The organism is Streptomyces sp. NPDC048295 (assembly GCF_040652135.1).
GTDB lineage: Bacteria > Actinomycetota > Actinomycetes > Streptomycetales > Streptomycetaceae > Streptomyces.
The window spans coordinates 27,490-43,053 of record NZ_JBEZLL010000046.1; the positions used below are offsets into that span (position 1 = coordinate 27,490).

The 15,564-nt window shown below is 67.7% G+C and carries 17 protein-coding genes and 2 pseudogenes; 14 read left to right on the forward strand and 5 right to left on the reverse strand.

Annotated elements, in window-relative coordinates:
- Positions 1–167 precede the first annotated feature (167 nt).
- From AB0D53_RS39570 to AB0D53_RS39585, 4 genes and pseudogenes are all read left to right on the forward strand, one after another.
- Positions 168–845, forward strand: a pseudogene (locus AB0D53_RS39570) (helix-turn-helix transcriptional regulator); the annotation flags it as partial.
- A 163-nt stretch (positions 846–1,008) separates the two neighbouring features.
- Positions 1,009–1,605: a hypothetical protein gene (locus AB0D53_RS39575; protein WP_362454226.1), complete on the forward strand. Its 597-nt coding sequence runs from the start codon at positions 1,009–1,011 to the stop codon at positions 1,603–1,605.
- A 312-nt stretch (positions 1,606–1,917) separates the two neighbouring features.
- Positions 1,918–2,439, forward strand: a complete 522-nt coding sequence (locus AB0D53_RS39580) for a hypothetical protein (protein WP_362454208.1) — start codon at positions 1,918–1,920, stop codon at positions 2,437–2,439.
- Positions 2,440–2,829, forward strand: coding sequence for a hypothetical protein (locus tag AB0D53_RS39585; RefSeq protein ID WP_362454209.1), 390 nt, complete (start codon positions 2,440–2,442; stop codon positions 2,827–2,829).
- Positions 2,830–2,848: 19 nt separating this feature from the next.
- Here AB0D53_RS39585 and AB0D53_RS39590 read toward each other — a convergent pair whose 3' ends face one another.
- Positions 2,849–3,829: an IS630 family transposase gene (locus AB0D53_RS39590; protein WP_362454210.1), complete on the reverse strand. Its 981-nt coding sequence runs from the start codon at positions 3,827–3,829 to the stop codon at positions 2,849–2,851.
- A gap of 340 nt (positions 3,830–4,169) precedes the next feature.
- On the opposite strand from AB0D53_RS39590, the gene AB0D53_RS39595 reads away from it, so the two are divergent.
- Together AB0D53_RS39595 and AB0D53_RS39600 are read left to right on the forward strand one after the other, a co-directional pair.
- Entirely contained in the window at positions 4,170–5,531 is a 1,362-nt protein-coding gene (locus AB0D53_RS39595) for an erythromycin esterase family protein (RefSeq protein WP_362454211.1), read from the forward strand.
- Between the two features lie 178 nt (positions 5,532–5,709).
- The gene (locus tag AB0D53_RS39600) at positions 5,710–5,889 is read left to right on the forward strand and encodes a hypothetical protein (RefSeq protein ID WP_362454212.1); all 180 of its coding nucleotides are present in this window, start codon (positions 5,710–5,712) and stop codon (positions 5,887–5,889) included.
- Positions 5,890–5,987: 98 nt separating this feature from the next.
- Here AB0D53_RS39600 and AB0D53_RS39605 read toward each other — a convergent pair whose 3' ends face one another.
- Positions 5,988–6,911 carry a transposase family protein gene (locus AB0D53_RS39605; protein WP_362454213.1) on the reverse strand — a complete coding sequence of 308 codons (924 nt, stop codon included), beginning with the start codon at positions 6,909–6,911 and terminating at the stop codon, positions 5,988–5,990.
- 33 nt (positions 6,912–6,944) lie between these two features.
- Positions 6,945–7,163: a hypothetical protein gene (locus AB0D53_RS39610; RefSeq protein ID WP_362454214.1), complete on the reverse strand. Its 219-nt coding sequence runs from the start codon at positions 7,161–7,163 to the stop codon at positions 6,945–6,947.
- A 478-nt stretch (positions 7,164–7,641) separates the two neighbouring features.
- Here AB0D53_RS39610 and AB0D53_RS39615 point away from each other — a divergent pair, with 478 nt between their 5' ends.
- Together AB0D53_RS39615 and AB0D53_RS39620 are read left to right on the forward strand one after the other, a co-directional pair.
- Positions 7,642–8,502, forward strand: a complete 861-nt coding sequence (locus tag AB0D53_RS39615; protein ID WP_362454215.1) for a hypothetical protein — start codon at positions 7,642–7,644, stop codon at positions 8,500–8,502.
- 272 nt (positions 8,503–8,774) lie between these two features.
- Entirely contained in the window at positions 8,775–9,347 is a 573-nt protein-coding gene (locus AB0D53_RS39620; RefSeq protein ID WP_362454216.1) for a hypothetical protein, read from the forward strand.
- Positions 9,348–9,822: 475 nt separating this feature from the next.
- Here AB0D53_RS39620 and AB0D53_RS39625 read toward each other — a convergent pair whose 3' ends face one another.
- Positions 9,823–10,506 (reverse strand): hypothetical protein, encoded by a 684-nt coding sequence (locus AB0D53_RS39625; RefSeq protein ID WP_362454217.1) that lies wholly within the window; start codon positions 10,504–10,506, stop codon positions 9,823–9,825.
- Between the two features lie 346 nt (positions 10,507–10,852).
- Between AB0D53_RS39625 and AB0D53_RS39630 the strand changes: the two genes are divergently transcribed.
- Both AB0D53_RS39630 and AB0D53_RS39635 read left to right on the forward strand, forming a co-directional pair.
- Positions 10,853–11,143, forward strand: a complete 291-nt coding sequence (locus AB0D53_RS39630) for a hypothetical protein (RefSeq protein WP_362454218.1) — start codon at positions 10,853–10,855, stop codon at positions 11,141–11,143.
- Between the two features lie 75 nt (positions 11,144–11,218).
- Positions 11,219–11,473, forward strand: coding sequence for a tyrosine-type recombinase/integrase (locus AB0D53_RS39635; protein WP_362454224.1), 255 nt, complete (start codon positions 11,219–11,221; stop codon positions 11,471–11,473).
- Positions 11,474–11,632: 159 nt separating this feature from the next.
- On the opposite strand, the pseudogene AB0D53_RS39640 reads toward AB0D53_RS39635, so the two are convergent.
- A pseudogene (locus AB0D53_RS39640) lies at positions 11,633–11,925 on the reverse strand (VOC family protein); the annotation flags it as partial.
- A gap of 639 nt (positions 11,926–12,564) precedes the next feature.
- On the opposite strand from AB0D53_RS39640, the gene AB0D53_RS39645 reads away from it, so the two are divergent.
- The 4 genes from AB0D53_RS39645 to AB0D53_RS39660 form a co-directional block, all read left to right on the forward strand.
- Positions 12,565–13,311: an IPT/TIG domain-containing protein gene (locus AB0D53_RS39645; protein WP_362454219.1), complete on the forward strand. Its 747-nt coding sequence runs from the start codon at positions 12,565–12,567 to the stop codon at positions 13,309–13,311.
- Between the two features lie 214 nt (positions 13,312–13,525).
- Complete coding sequence (locus AB0D53_RS39650; RefSeq protein WP_362454220.1) at positions 13,526–14,542, forward strand: IPT/TIG domain-containing protein; 1,017 nt, start codon at positions 13,526–13,528, stop codon at positions 14,540–14,542.
- 214 nt (positions 14,543–14,756) lie between these two features.
- A complete protein-coding gene (locus tag AB0D53_RS39655) occupies positions 14,757–15,269 on the forward strand; it encodes an Ig-like domain-containing protein (protein ID WP_362454221.1) in 513 nt (170 codons plus the stop codon).
- A gap of 106 nt (positions 15,270–15,375) precedes the next feature.
- The coding region (locus AB0D53_RS39660; protein ID WP_362454225.1) for a transposase at positions 15,376–15,564 on the forward strand (189 nt) is incomplete at its 3' end.

A 15,564-nucleotide genomic window follows, 5' to 3' on the forward strand; every position in this document is an offset into this window, starting at 1 on the left:
CCACTGATCGACAGGTAGCACCGTGCGTCTGGGGTCAGGTAACGGGCCCCACAATAAAGGGCCTTGCCTCATCTTCTGACAGTGACGAGCTGTACAGAGAGGGGCAAGGCCATGCAGATGATGCTACCCCGGACCCGTACGCCGACCCGCTGGGATTCGGTTACCGCATGCAGATCCTCCGCACGAAACGCGGGATGTCCCGGCCTGTCGTGGCCGGCCTGCTGGGCATGTCGCCCTCCTGGGTGAAACAGGTGGAGCGAGGGAAGATCGGCATGCCCAAACTCCCAATCGTCCTACGTATTGCCGAACTACTGTGGGTCCGGAACCTTTCCGACCTGACCGGCGACCAGAGCCCCTCGATAGACCTCTTCATCGGGCCAGGCCACTCGCGCCTGCCGGCCGTCCGGGACGCGGTCAACGCCTTGACCTCGGGAACGGATCGACAAGCACCCTCAACTGAACACCTGGCGGCCAGACTCGCGAAGGCATGGACGGCCCGGCACCAAGCGGCGAACCACCGCGAGGTCATCGGCGAGCTGCTGCCCGGACTGGTCCGCGATGCCCAACTGGCTGTGCGGCGACCGGACTCAGCGGTTGACCGGCGCGCCGCTCAGGCCAACTTGTCCGAGGTCTACAGCCTCAGCCAGTTCTTCGTGGCATACCAACCCGACAGTGCACTGCTCTGGCGCGTCGCCGAGCGCGGCATGGTCGCGGCACAGGAGTCCGAGGACCCACACGCCATCGGCATCGCCGCGTGGCTGGCTGCACAGGCGCACCGCGATACCGGTCCGGATCACTTCGATGCCGCGGACGCCATGACCCTGGAAGCGCTCGACCACCTGCAAAGGCTCCTTGCAGGCCGGACTGCTCGCGACCCGGCCCGAGCAACGCGCCACGCTCCTGGCCCTCCAGGACCACCCCAAGGTCCGGGCACTGTACGAATCACGGGGCTGGCAGACACTGGGCGACCTACGCCCGACCCTCCCGAACGCACCGCTCTTCCACTCCATGTTGCTGGACCTCCGCCGCACCACAGAACCGTCGTCGCCACCGCCCGACCGTGAAGCCGCTGTTCTGCCCGAGGCGGCACGGCCACCGTTCGTATACTTGTCCACGGGCGGTGGCGGCACCCCCAGACTCAGGACGGCGCCGCGCGCCGAGGAGCTGGGGGTGGACATGCGAAAGAGGCGCCCTCCCTGGGCGATCGGCTACTTCCTGATGGGCACTGTGTGCCTGCTGATCGCCGTGGTGATGACGGCGGGCATGCGCCACGTGGTCAGTCTGATCCCGATCATGATCCTGGGCGTACCGGGTGTGGTGCTGACGTTCCGCGCGCCGGTGTTCAGCGTCTCCTACGGGCCGGATGGGGTGAGGTACTCCGGGTTGCTCAATGCGCGCTCCCATGCGTGGGCGGATGTCCTGGAGGTGCGGGTGGCCGTCCTGAAGAGCACGGTCTACTCGTCGGACGTCCCGGAGCTGGTGCTGGCTTCCGGCGGGACGGACCAACTGCTGATGCTGGGGGGCCACAGCTTTGGCCGGTCCCGGAACAGGCGGGTCGTGCGGCTGGTGGCCGAGCTGGAGGCGGCGCGCGTGGCCGCGTCCTGACTGTGGTCGCTTCCACCGGCGGCGCGCGGCACCGGCAGTCTCTCCTGCCGGTTTCCCGACGGGCTCCCCGGAGCGGTTCTCCACGCTACGCGACCTGAGAGCCGGTGACAGCTGCAGGCGACGAACATTGCGGAACGAGGCCCCGTCCCCGCCGCCCGGACCAAGGGCCCGGTGAAGTCAAGGCAGAGCTCATCGCCTGGCTACCGGCGCGCGCCCGTAGTCCACTTCTGTGCGGCGGAGAATGGCTGCGCATCGTTACCCGGAGGGTGCACGGGAAGCGGGGAGGTCCGGGCGCGGTTGGAGGCGCGGGTCGTGTCCGCGGGGGAGTTGCGGTCGTTGCACGGGTGGCTGCGGTCGGACCCTGAGGTACGCAGATCTGCCACGGTCGGAGTGCGGGGGAGTGAGCTGCGGCCAGGGGAGACGGGCGCGGCGATGGATGTACCTGAGCTGGTGACGAGGAACGGATGGAGCGCGGCGTCGTTTGTGCCCGTCCTGGTCGCGTGGCGGAAGAGCCGACCGCAACAGACGCGGTTGGAAATTCACCGTGGGGACACGGTCTACACGGTCCATATCCTCACCGGCGGTTCCGACGAGGAGGTCGAGCCGGTGGTCCGGGCTCTGGACGCCGACGGTGATGAGGACGCGAGCCGGTGGGCGTGCTGCCCGACCCGGGGCGTCGAGGGCGGTGCTGGTGGGGACGAGCCGCTACCAGCATCTAGTGCTGTGACCGCGAAGGTTCACCGGGTCCGGGCGGTCAGGGTGAGCTCCGAGTTGGGATGGCCTGGTCGGTGGTGTAGCAGACTGTCGTGCCCCCGGCTCTGCGAGGATTGCTGAGTGAGCAAGCAAGAGTGGGACACATTGACCAAGTCTGAAGAAGCCTTCATGGTCAATTCTTATGAGATCGACATCTTGCCTGGTGTCTGGGGCGATCTCGACGAAGCCGACCAGTCCCGACCGGTCGACGAGCTGGCGGGAATCTTGCTCGCTCTCATCGATCGTGGGTGGATCGAGGCCCGCCGACTCGCGCCGTGGACCTCCCCCTCAGGGGAGAACGGCTTCCAGCCGGGCGAGCTGGTGCCTCGTGATCAGCTTCCGGTGATTCTCGAAGACGCGGCCAACTGGGAGTATCCCGAAGACGGGAACTGGATTGGCGCGTTGACCCTGGTCGAGACCGAAGCGGGAAAGGGAATCACTCGGCTTTCTCCCGAGGAGATGGCCGAGTAGGCCTTCATGGCGGGAGGCCTCAGGCCGCTGCCAACGGTCGGCCGCCTCGGCGGAGGTCCTTCTCGCTGCGGATGCGGGCTCGTTCGCGGGGTTGGGCGGCCAGGAGGTCGGGGTGGCGGGCATTGGCATTGCGCCAGCGCGGACGGCGGCGGAGCTCGCGGGTCTGAACGGTGTGGTCGGGGTGGTTCGAGTTCGCCAGGGTGCACTGCCGCAGCGGCCCGAAGCGCGCCTCGATCGGATTGGCCCAGGAGGCGTTCGTCGGGGTGAAGCACAGCTCGACGTTGTTCTTCCTCGCCCACCGGCGGATCTTGGCGCCCTTGTGGGCGGAGAGGTTGTCCGTGATCACGTGGATCGGGGCGCCGTCGGGGCGGGCGGCACGGATGGACCTGAGCGCGGCCAGGCTGGTGGCGGCGCTCTTGCGGCGGCGGTTGACACCCCAGAGGGTGTCGTCTCCGATGGAGTAGCAGCCGTGGAAGTAGGTCACGCCGTGGGTGCGGTGGTAGGTCGCCGGGATCCGGTCAGGCCGGCCCTGCTCGGCCCAGCAGGATCCGCCGGTCGGACGTATGCCGAGTGGCCCGAATTCGTCGAACGCGAAGACGCGGTCAGGGAAATGGTCCACGACGTGCTCGATCCGGTCCAGCTTGGCATCGCGGTCAGGATCGGTGGACACCTTCCAGGTCTTGGTCCGTTGGAAGGTGACGCCGCGTCGGGCGAGCAGGCAGCGCAGGGCCTGGCGACCGATGCGGATCACCCGCCCGTGGACTCTGTTGAGGTACGCGGCGAGCTTGCGGATCGACCAGCGGGTGAAGGGCTGAGCAAGCTTGGCCGGGCGGGTGGTGGCCGTCAGAACGAGGAAGTCCTCGTCCTCAGAATTGAGTTGGCGGGGACGGCCTCCCGCCCACTGAGGGTCCAGACAGTCCAGACCGATCTCGTTGAAGCGGTGAATGACGTCGCGCACAGTGTCGTCGTCGGCCGCCACCAGCTGGGCGATCACCGGCATGCGGTTCCCGTCGGCCGAGGCGACACCTCATGTGGCAGGGCTGATTCAAAGTCGGGGTCGCCGAGCGGAACGGCGACCAGATCAAGGCCCGCTGGCCGATGAGGTCTACCCGGAGGCCGCCGCCGACCGAGCGTCCCAACTGCTCGCGGGGACATCGCCCCGCCCCTGCCCGCCTGTGCGCCCGCAGCTCCCGAAACGCTCCAGCCAGATAGCCCTCACTGGTGGCAAAGGGGGATATCCCCCGGTAGAACCCGGAGGAAGCCCCCAGCGCGGTCCGCTCCCACCCCAGGCCATGATCGTTTCACCGCCCAGGAAACAAGAACGAGCCGAGGAGTCAAGCATGACCGCGCACCACCAGGCGATCGGCCGACGGAGGCTGCTCGCCGCGACGGCCGGACTCGCGGCCACGGCCCTGCTGGCCCCCACGGCCTCCGCCGCGACCACCGCACCCGCCCCTACGGGGACGAAAGGCCGGCAGGCCGACGCGCTCCGCGCACTGGAGCGCGCCGCCCAGCCCCTGCGCTCGACGGAACCCGGCGGCAACACCACCGACCTACGGGCGCTGGACGCCATGATCGGCGACGCCAAGGTGGTCGGACTGGGCGAGGCCACCCACGGCTCGCACGAGTTCTTCGCCATGAAGCAACGCGTCTTCAGCCACCTCGTCGAGGAGAAGGGCTTCACCACCTTCGCCCTGGAGATGAGCTGGACGGCGGGCCTGCGGATCGACGAGTACCTGCAGGGCGGCCCCGGCGACGCCCGGCGGATCGCCAAGGAGACGCTGACCGGATCGCCCTGGGAGCGCGAGGAGTTTGTCAGCCTCATTGCCTGGATGCGGCGCTACAACGACCGCCACCCCGGCCGGAAGGTCCACTTCATGGGTAACGACATCGGGGCGCCCAAGCTCGGGGACGCTGTCTTCGACCGGGTGCTCTCGTACGTCCGTACGAGCCGCCCCCAGGACGTCGCACGCCTTGAGGAGTTGTACGCGGGCCTGCGCCCCCTCGACGACGTCTTCGCCTATCTGCGCAAGCCCGTCGCGGAACGTCGCCTCGACGCCACCACCGCCCAGCAGGCCTTCGACCTGGTCACCGCGCACAAGGGGGCCGGCGGCGACGCCTACGAATGGGCCGAGCAGCATGCCCGCAGCATCGCCCAGACCTTCGCATTCACCTCGCTCGACCTGTCCGACCCGGCATCGGTGTCCGCCGCGGAGCACCTTCGCGACCGGGTCATGGCCGACAACACCGCCTGGTGGCACCGCCGCACCGGCGACAAGATGCTGCTCTCGGCGCACAACGGCCACGTGGGCTACCTCGCCACCGACCCGGTGATGTACCCCACGACCCAGGGCGCCTTCCTGCGCGAGGCCCTCGGCCGGGACTACGCCGCCATCGGCTTCACCTTCGGCCGCGGCTCGTTCCTCACCGCGACCACCCTCGGCAGCCCCTGGAACAAGGTCACCGTCCCCGCGGCCACCCCCGACATGCAGGAGTACACCCTCAACCGGGTGCACCACCGCGACTACTACCTCGACCTGCGCACCCTGCCCGCCGCGGGCCGCACCTGGCTGAACACCCCCCGCCCCACCTACGAGGCCGGCTCGTCCTTCAAGAACGACCCGCTCCCCACCCTCGCCATCATCCGGGCCTACGACATCCTCATCCACCTCAACCAGGTCCACGCAGCCACCAGCCTCTGACCCAGGGCCGATTCAAGACCCGGGTGATCTGGACGGGGCCTTGACCCCTGATCCTGAACACGGCTGGGCAACGCGCCCAGCCGTGCGCGGGCCCTGCACAAGGCGGTCAAGGCAGAGGAGGCCACCGAAGGCGCGCCGGGCGCAGCGGCTCTGCGGGAGAAGGCGGGGCGGCGGCGCGGTGGTGCGGCGGGCCATCGCGTATCTGAGCCGGGAGCACGGACTGACGGCCTCGGTGGGCTGGAGCGTGGCCGATCCGTGCTGGGCGGGCGGCATCCTGCTGCTCGACGGGGAAGGGGTGCCGGTCGGGGTGTTCAACCCGTCCCGGGTCTTCTGCGGGGGCAGGCGTACCTGCTGCTGACCAGGATGCTGCTGCTCTTCGGTGACGAGCTCGAGCTTACAGTAACGAGTTGGTGCGTGATAGCGGGTGAGGCGTGTTTCTCCTGGTCGCGGCCGATTTCAGGCTGCAGTAGTTCGGTCGGAGACGAGGCCGGCGATGGCTTGGTAGGTGGCGGGGAGCGTCTCGCGTCGGTGAGTCCAGCGGATCAGTTGTTTCCAGCGTTTGTGTTCGGCGAGGGCGTGCTCGACGCTGATGCGTTTTGAGGAGTGCCGGTGGCGGGCTCGCTGACGGGCTTCAAGGACCTCGGGCGGGCTGATTTTGTTGCCCTTCCTCGGAGGAGTGACGGCCCGGCCGGGGTGATCGCGGCGGAGCCCGAGATTGCCGTCGTCCAGGAGAACCTCGACATCGTGAAAGTGCTGGAAGCAGATACCGATGCCTTCGTTGCGCGCGGCGGTCGCATCATGCATCCGACCAGGCCGCAGAGCATCGGTCCATAAGGTGCGGCCCTGTTGGTCGGTGATGACGGTGGCCTTCATCGTGTGCATTCTCTTCTTGCCGGAGACGAACGCTCGTCGTCCGCCGCGGCCGGCAGGCGGCCGGCGGACCTGGATCTCGGTGGCGTCCAGACGCAGCTCGACGCCCTCGGCCTGGGCATGGGCGAAGACATCAGTCAGTGTCCGAAGACGCAGGCCAGGGCGGTCGGGAACCGCGCACCCCCGCTCGGCAAGGAGGGTGCGTATCTCCCCGATCGCGCGGGTGATGGTAGAGCGGTCCACACCGTAGAGCAGTCCGAGGACAGCGTGCGGCAGATCGTGCCGCAGATGAATGAGGGTCGCCGTCAACCGGTCGATGAACACCAGTTGATGCCGGGCGCCCGCACCAGCTGCCCGCCGCCGGAACCCGCCACGTGCCGCGTTACGGCGGCCTTCGACACCGGCCAGCCATGGTTCGGCCAACTCAGCGACCAGGCAGGCGAGATGACGCCGAGAGATCCCCGTGAACACTCGACGCGAGAGAACCGACCGCTTGACCGTGATCGCCACACCCGGATCATGCCACCAGCCAGCAGCGACGCCTCACCCGCTATCACGCACCAACTCGTTAGGAGTTACGTCGTGCGCGCTGTAGGCCCTGAGCTTGGCGTTGAGCTGTTCGGTCATCATGTTCCGCGGCGAGGGTGGGTCGGAGAAGTTCGGGCAGAGAACCCGTTTGAGGAGCCAGAGCGGGATCTTCCACATGTCGGCGATCCGCCGCGGTCTGTCCTTGTCCCTGAGCGCGTTCTGCTTGATCGGCACGAGGACGTTGTAGCCGTGGTAGCCCAAGGCGGGTGCTGCCGGAGTCGGAGGTTGGAAGGGGTTGGCTCGGCAGGTGCGGGGTCGGCGTCCGCCAGCGTGATCTTCAGGATGTCCGTGTACCGTCCGCAGAGGGCGGCGACGCGGTCCAGCTGCGGTTTGCTGCTCTGGTGAGGCGGTGCGGTCGGGATGGTGCAGACGTAGCTGGACTTGAGGTGGTTGGCGTGGGGGAGGCGGGGGCCGGTATCAGCCGCGCGGGCGTACCGGCTCCTGGACGTCGTCCGCTCCCTCGCCGCGATCCACGGCGTCGTCACCGCCGGGTCCGTCGCCCGGCACTCCCTCCGGCGGGCATCTCGCCGGAGGAGAGCCATCCGCTGAGCCAGTGGCAGGTACCGCGGCCGCTCCAGGCTTGGTCTGGGCAGACGGCCGCGTACGCCTCCGCGAGCTGCCCCGCCGTCCTGTGACAGCCAACCTTGACTGATTGACACTGAAGTTTGACGACTGCGCGGATCGCGCCATCGAAGGTGGACAGGGTTGTCCCGTAACCTGGCGGCGCCTGATCACACTGCGACCGGGGGGATGCATGGAATCGTTGTCCTTGTTCTCGGCGATCGTCGCCGTTTGCAGTGCGGCGGTTGCCGCGCTCTTCAGCTATTGGCAGCAACGCCGCCTGCGGTCATGGGAGCAACACAACTACATGGACCGGTACGGGGCCTCCCTGGCGTGGGCCACGTTCGATCTGCAGACCAGGCTCTACAACATCCTGCATGGCCACGTCGTCGACCTGGATTCCTCGCGTGGCAGCGGCTTCCTGACATCCTTCCTCACACGGGGTACCGATCGCGAGGCCGACTTCGTGCGGCGCAGCACGGTCTTCGTGCTCGCCGAATACCTGGGCTGGGTGGAGATCCTGCGCCGTGACATCCAGTTCCTCGACCTCGGCCGGAGTCGCGTCAACACGCAGATCATGCTGCAGATCTCACGGATCGGCGCGAGCCTGGCCAGGATCGACACGGTGAGCAATGAGCTGCGCCTGTTCCGCGCCCAGCAGCGGGCCATCGGCGAACTGATGGTCCATCCCGATGGTGAGCCGGGTCGGCGTCGCTGTCTGGGCTACGCGGAGTTCTGCGCGAAGCTGGAGCACGACAACGGCTTCGCCGAGTGGTTCTCCGTCCTGCTGGCGGACGTGGACCGGCTCGCTGCGGACACCGCCCCGGCCATCACTCGGCTTCAGGATCTGCAGACGCAGTTGGTCACGCTGATCGACCTGCTGGATCCGAAGAGGGCACGCTTCCCGGAGTTCCGGCTCGCCTTCGACCGCGACAGCCACACACCCGGATGAGCGCCGCGCCCACCTGCGCGAGGCTGATGTGACGGGCTCGCACCCGCCTGACCTGGAAGCTCGAGGTCCGATGGCATGAACCCTGCAGTGGTCAATCTTCGATGGCAATCAGTGAGCCTTCGCCAACTTGAAATCGCGGGTCAAAGGGCTGGTGTGACCGGTACTCGGAGTGCTCGTGCTGGTCGCAGGCGTGAGTCCGCGTGGTAGATCGTCCGTCTGGTTTCGGCGGAGGCGGCGGCGGGGCAGTCAGCGCGTTTCAGTACGGTTCCTCCATGGAAGATCAGCGTCATCGGGATGGGGCCAGTGATCAGCTGGGCAGCGAGCAGGTCGCCGTGCCTGACGCCACAATGGCCGAGCAGGCCGTGCCGGAGATGACCGTGTTCGCGTGCGCTGCCTGTTGTGCTGCGCTGGCGGGGCCGCTGAAGCGTCTGCCAGCCGTGCCCGAGGCCCCCGACTACGCGTGGTGGGAAGCGGAGGAAATGGGGCCATCACCGGCCACTGTGCCGTCCGGCTGCTACGCGATCGAGACGGAACCGTACGGCCCGCCTCTTGTCGTTGCCGAGGCACCCGGCCCGGTGATGCCACGGCACGGAGCTCACTACAACGTCGACGGGCAGCCACTGGTCTCGCAGGGGCCACAGGGCAATATCGTCATGAACCCGGATGACTGCCGTGGGTTGACGACGCGGCACGCCTCCGCGGCATGCTGCGGGGCGACTCCCGCTGGGGGACCGAACCAGGTCTGCGCCTGCGGGACACTGGTCGCGACCCTCTCCTCTGACTGCTGCCTGCCATATGAGCTGCACCTCTCACCCGACCACGTGCGAGCCTTGTCATCCCCCTGACCCGGCTCCAGCCTGAGTGAGTGAGCCCGCGCGGCGCGACTTGATTCAGAATCACATCTCGCTGGAACGGATCACCGCGCGGCGCGCGGAGTTGGACGAACTCGAAGAACAGCTGGCCAAACGGCTGGCGGCAGTGCGGGCTGAGCGGGACGAACTCGCAGTCGCCGAACGCGTCCTTGAACGGATGACCGGGCAGCTCACCGAGGAACTCGCCTCCGCCGGACCAGTGTCCGGGCAGGTGGCCGGCCGGGCAGTGATGCTGATCCCGCACCGCGAGCCGGCCGTGGAGGAGGACTCGTTTCCGTGGGACTGCCAGCGCATCATTTCCTTCGTGCGGCAGGCCGCCGGCCCGGTCATGGCTCGTGAGGTCGGCGAGGTGGTGGGGGTGGGCTTCACCGTAAAGGCCAAGCTGGAACCGCTACGCAGCAAGCTCTCGACCGTCCTGACGATGCGCAGCCAGCAGAGTCCCGCGAGGCTACTGCTGCTGGGCGGCTGGTCGCGCGCGAGTGAGTCCGCTCCACCGCTCCAGTTCGTCCGCGTGGCTGCCGCCCGCTGTTGCCCGGGCGACCTCTTCGGTTTCCTTCGGCGTCGGCTCACCATTTCGGAAGAGCAACGTCAGCGGCCAGGTCGGAGTGCCCGACTGCTCACCGTCGAAGGGGTGCCAGTCCCGGGCCGCATCGAAACGCCAGGCGCGCCCGTTCCGGTCAGCAACCTCATCACCCGGTTCGAGGAAGGCGTACGGACGGAAGAACAACTCGATGCGTATTGGTTCGCCGCCGGCCGGATCGATCGTGTAGCCCTGGTCCTCAAGGGACGGATCACGGGTCTCACCCTGCTGCAGGACCTCGAGGTAGGACGCGGGCCGGGGCAGCATGCCGGTGACCAGGGGCGGATCAAAGCGGTGGACCGCTTGGACGTGCACCACGGTCGCAGGGATACCCACCAGGCAGGTATCGCCCGGCTTCAGCGCGGTCTCCGCCGGTTCCGTTCGGAAGATTTCCCACTCGCGGGCCGCGGGCGTTGGAAGCGCCCTTTGGCCGTTCCAGCTGATGTTCTCGGCCTGCGGGTCCACTTCCAGCCACGGGCACCGCACGGACACGTAGTAACGGGTGACCCCGGTGACGGCGGTCTCAGTGAACGGGCACTCCAGCAACAGCACGTCACCGGGCCTGTAGTCGTGACTCATGAACGCATTGTGCGCGCCGTCACGGACAGTGGTCGATCGCCTTGGTCAGCTGCTCCGCGTGGTCTTCAAGCAGCGGCTTGAGGGCGCCGTAGTTGGGCTGGTGGTCCGCGTTGCGGAGCCAGTGGAACACGTTGCGTCGCTCCCGGATCCAGGCGGCGCGTAGTGCTGGGTCGGGGGCGGTATGGGGCGGGCAGGGCACGAAATCGGGCTCGCCTTCGGTGAGCGGGTCCAGATATAGGCGCTGGCGGCCAGGCGCCGGTTGTCGCTGACGGGCTTTCGATGGTGCGTGAGGACTGGGTTCTGGGCGAGTATGTGCCTGATGTCGCGCACCGCCTGCATCCTGATGAAAAACACCGGCCGCAGGCCCGCAGAGATCGCCGGAGCGTGGTTCGAGTGCCTGGACCGAGACGGCGACGATTGGCAGCTGATCTGGAACAACTTCAAGGCCAAGCGCCTCGGACGCCGACTCCCGATCTCCGATGAAGAAGTCCAGGCTGTCCTCGGCCGGCGAGCACGGCTGCACGAACTCGGCTATCCCACAGGAAAGGGAGCCCAGCGCTCTTCCCTCCCAAGCAGGGCGGCAAGCGAGGCATGCGCCCGGCCATCTTGAGCGCGGCCACCCGGCAGTCGGTCGACAGCATCCCGCTCATCAACTCCGAGATCCACGGTAAGGACGGGACGCCCCCTGCCGTTCGACCGCAACCGGACCTACCCGTATGCCTTCCGACACACCTACTGTCAGCGCCACGCCGACGCAGGGGTGCCGCTCGACACGTTCATGGAGCTGATGGACCACGAGAACGTTCAGGTCACCCGCGGCTACTACAAAGTCTCACTCAAGCGGAAGCGTGAGGCCGCTGATGCCGTGCGACGCCACCTCCTCGACCGGTCCGGGCAGCCTCTGACCGGCGGATCGGCTCTCGGGTACGAGCGCAGATGAGTGGCCGTCCCGTTCGGCAACTGCAAGGCCCTGCACGCAGAAAGTGCCTTCCGCCTGGGCCGACAGAACCCCTTGCCAAGGTTCATTATCCCAGTTCAGAAAGCACGTTCGCGTTGCCGTACAGACATCGCCCCCACCCCAAGTGAATCGGCCGGGCTGACCCTCGGGGTTCTGGTGATCGGTGGCAAAGGTGGCACCGAGACCCAGCAGTCGGCCCACCTCCTGATCGCGTGAGGTATCGGGGCGCAAACACGGGTGGACGCCGTTCTTGATCGCCTTGCCCTCGGGCACCTGGTTGCAGTGCAACAGCGGGTCCTCCGTCAGCAGCACCTGAGCTTCACGGGCGCCCGGTCCGTCCTCCGGATGCAGTGGACGGCGGCCATGCACACTTCACACTGCCCAGAACCGAGGGAGCTCGTATGATCCGCACACTCGATCGTCACCTTCTGCAATACCGAGACCCTGCGCACGAGCTGTCCTGATCTCCGCCCAACGTCACCAGGCTCCGCATTACTCCGATTGGGTGACGCGGCGGCCTGGAGCTTGTGGCATATGCCGGAAGTTGGGTTACTGAGGACATCCAACCAATGGGCAGCAATACCGCTCGGGGCGCGTGATGCCGGGGCGAGTGTCGTCCTTCACACGTGGGGAGGGTGCACGTTCGCCGGGATCGCGATGGGCACCCCGGGGGGTTGGATCGTCGGCCGGTACCGCTTGCGCGGTACCGGCCGGCTTGCTGTGTGCGCCAGGCCGGAGGTCGGTGGTGTACGCCGGTGGTACGCAGGTGGTACACAGGCGCTCGCCATGACGCGCCTTGCCATCAGAGTGTTGTGATTGACGGCTTGTCATGCAGTTCCCGTCATGCGGTAATTGAAGCAGCGAACCGGTGGGCCGCCCATCCCATGACCGGGGAACACGGTAAAGGGCGGCGTCTGCCGGTTCTTCCTTTGTGCTTGTACCTACGAGGGAATTCCGTCGACCCGGCACGTTCAGCCGCCCCGTCCTCCCGCAAGGATCTTCCGCGAAGGTCGGCCCGGAGGCCCCCGGTTCCGCTGTGTCCTCTATCTGTCCTGTCAGCGAGGAGTCTCTCCATGCCCATCTCTCCGAACCAGGGGTCCACCGGCGGCGGCACGCTGGTGACCATCACCGGTACGAACCTCTCCGGCACCAGCGCCGTCACCTTCGGCGCCAAGCCGGCCACCAACGTCACCAACGTTTCTCCGACCCAGGTCACGGCCATATCGCCCTCGGGCACCGGCGCGGTCGGGGTGACCGTGACCACCGCGGGCGGCACGAGCAACCCGGTTTCGTTCTTCTACGTCGGAGCCCCGTTCAAGTCCTCGCTCGCGCCGACCTCCGGCCCCCTGGCGGGCGGAAACACGGTCACGATCAATGGTGTGGGGCTGGCGACGGCCACCGGTGTGTCCTTCGGTGCCAACACCGCCACACCGACGGTCGTCTCCGACACCCAGCTCACCGTCGCCGTGCCGGCGGGCGCGGCGGCGGGCCCCGTCGGAGTGAGCGTGACCACCGCGGGCGGGACGAACAACGGTCTGTCCTACACCTACGTGGACGTCCCCACTGTGACCACCGTCGCGCCGGCCTCCGGGCCGACTGCCGGCGGCACGGGTGTGACCATCACCGGCACCAACCTCGGCACCACCGAGTCGGTCACCTTCGACGGCAATCCGGCACCGTTCTCCGTGGTGAGCTCCACCACGGTCTCGGCGGTGACCCCGCCCGGCACTGCCGGCGCGGTCGACGTGGTGGTGACCAACCTGGCCGGCTCCGACACGGCCGCCGACGCGTTCACCTACGTCGCGGCCCCCGGAATCTGACACTCACCCACGCTGCCGCTCGGTCCTTACCGGGCGGCAGCGTGCCTTGGCCGCCGCTTCCGGGTGGTGGCTCTCGCCCTCTCCGCCGCCCGGCCATCGCTCCTCGGTGGGCGGGCGGCCCCGAGCCGCCGATGCCCCAGATGCGGTTCCCTCCCAGCCCTGACCGGTATCCGCATTTCCCGGGTTCTGCCCAGGCTGCCATAGGAGCATCCTCATGCCGCCCACGATCAGTACCATCAATCCCTCGCAAGGGCCCACCACCGGGGGTACCACCGTCACTCTCACCGGCACGGGGATGACAGGGGCCACCGCCGTACGGTTCGGCAGCACCGACGCCACCTCCTTCACCGTCAACTCTGCCACTCAGATCACGGCTGTGAGCCCGCCCCGGGCCGCGGGTGCGGCGGCGGTGACCGTTCTCCATCCCACGGGCAACAGCAACTCGGTGACGTTCACTTATGTAGTGGCGCAGGTGCCGGTGGTCACCGTGGTGGCACCCAGTAGCGGTCCGGCGTCGGGCGGCACCAGTGTCACTCTGACGGGAACGGGGTTCACCGGGGCCACGGCGGTCACCTTCGCCGGGATCCCGGCGATGTCGTTCACGGTGAACTCGGCCTCCCAGATCACCGCCGTGACGCCCGCCGGAAATGCCGGGGCCGCAGTGGTGACCGTCACGACACCAGGGGGCGTCAGCGCCCCGGACGCATTCTTCTTCTACGCCGCGCCTCCTGTCCTCAACACTGCCGTCCCCGCCCAGGGCCCGAGTGCCGGCGGCCTGGTGGTCACACTGACCGGGATCAATCTGCTCAATGCCGGTGCCGTCCGCTTCGGCGCCACCGACGCCGCCTCCTTCGCCGTGGTGTCGACGACACAGATCACGGCCACTTCACCGCCAGGAACGGGTAGTTCACCGATCACAGTGATCACCCCGGGCGGTACGAGCAACCCTGTTGCCTTCAGCTATGTCGCCACGCCCACCCTGACGGCGTTGGTGCCCAGCAGCGGTCCGACCTCCGCAGGCACCGTGGTCACCCTCACCGGCACGAACCTGGCCTCCGCTTTGGCCGTCGCCTTCGGGGGTACGGCCGTCTCATTCACCGTCGCGTCGGGCACACAGATCACGGCGACCGCACCCGCGGGACCCGCAGGCCCGGTCACTGTGACCATCACCACGGCAGGCGGCGTCAGCCCCGGGCTGACCTACAACCGGGTCGTCGAGCCCGGCATCTGACACCGGATCCCGGAGAGAGAGGGGCGCCGGAAACACCTCATACAGCTTCCTTGTCCCACTCCCACTCAGTTGCCTGACGGCCGGTCCGGGCCACTGATCCAACCAGGTTACTTCTGGGTGTCGCCTCCCTCGAAGGCAAAAGAAATCACCATAGCGTGAAACCGCACGGCGCCCGCGCCCTGCGGGCCCGGCGACCGAACAAGGAGCCGCACCGGTGAGGATCACTCAGCACAGAGGGAAGCTGGTCGTCGCCACAGCGCTGGCCGCCGTACTGGGACTGGCCTCGCCCGCCTGGGCCGTACCGTCGAGCACCACGGTGACGGCCACGCCGCAGTCCGCCGAGGTGGGCACTGCGGTGCAACTGCTGGCGACGGTCGACTGTCCCGCTGACCCCACCGGCGGTCTCGGCGTGACGTTCTTCGACGGCTCCGACGAGCTCGAAACCGTGCCCGTGAACGCCAACGGCCAGGCCGTCGACACCGTCACACTCACCACCGTCGGCGCGCACACCATCACCGCCGCCTACAACGGCAACGCGGAGTGCGACGCCTCCAACAACACCACGACCGTCCAGGCCACGGCCGCCCCGAATCCGCCCGGCCCGACCCCCGGCTTCTGTCTTCTCGCCTGCGGTGGGCTGGTCAACTTCTCCGTGGGTGACATCAACAACAACGTCAACATCTCCCCGCACAGGCATGGGTCCCGGATTCAGCAGCACCTGCGCTAATGTCCTGTGCCGGAGATCCTCGACTCCCTCACCCGCTTCTGCCGACGGATCTCCGGCGCGGAACATTAGACCGTGTCCTATGTGGAGATTGCTCGTTGGGCTGTTCATGGGGCGGGATACGTGGAGTTGGATTGTTCCAGACGGGCTGTGGGAGATCGCGAAGCCGTTGATCCCGCCGTCGAGGGTGCGTCCGCAGGGCGGCGGGACGCAGGACACGCCTGATGAGACCCTGTTCGCCGCGATCGTCTACGTGCTGGTGAGCGGGTGTGCCTGGCGGGCTCTGCCGCCCTGTTTC

Bases quoted from the DNA above. Each gene is read 5' to 3' on its own strand.
- AB0D53_RS39575 (WP_362454226.1), top strand. From the start codon at position 1,009: ATGTTGCTGGACCTCCGCCGCACCACAGAACCGTCGTCGCCACCGCCC.
- AB0D53_RS39630 (WP_362454218.1), top strand. From the start codon at position 10,853: ATGTCGCGCACCGCCTGCATCCTGATGAAAAACACCGGCCGCAGGCCC.
- AB0D53_RS39620 (WP_362454216.1), top strand. From the start codon at position 8,775: ATGGAAGATCAGCGTCATCGGGATGGGGCCAGTGATCAGCTGGGCAGC.
- AB0D53_RS39595 (WP_362454211.1), top strand. From the start codon at position 4,170: ATGACCGCGCACCACCAGGCGATCGGCCGACGGAGGCTGCTCGCCGCG.
- AB0D53_RS39650 (WP_362454220.1), top strand. From the start codon at position 13,526: ATGCCGCCCACGATCAGTACCATCAATCCCTCGCAAGGGCCCACCACC.
- AB0D53_RS39645 (WP_362454219.1), top strand. From the start codon at position 12,565: ATGCCCATCTCTCCGAACCAGGGGTCCACCGGCGGCGGCACGCTGGTG.
- AB0D53_RS39590 (WP_362454210.1), bottom strand. From the start codon at position 3,829: ATGCCGGTGATCGCCCAGCTGGTGGCGGCCGACGACGACACTGTGCGC.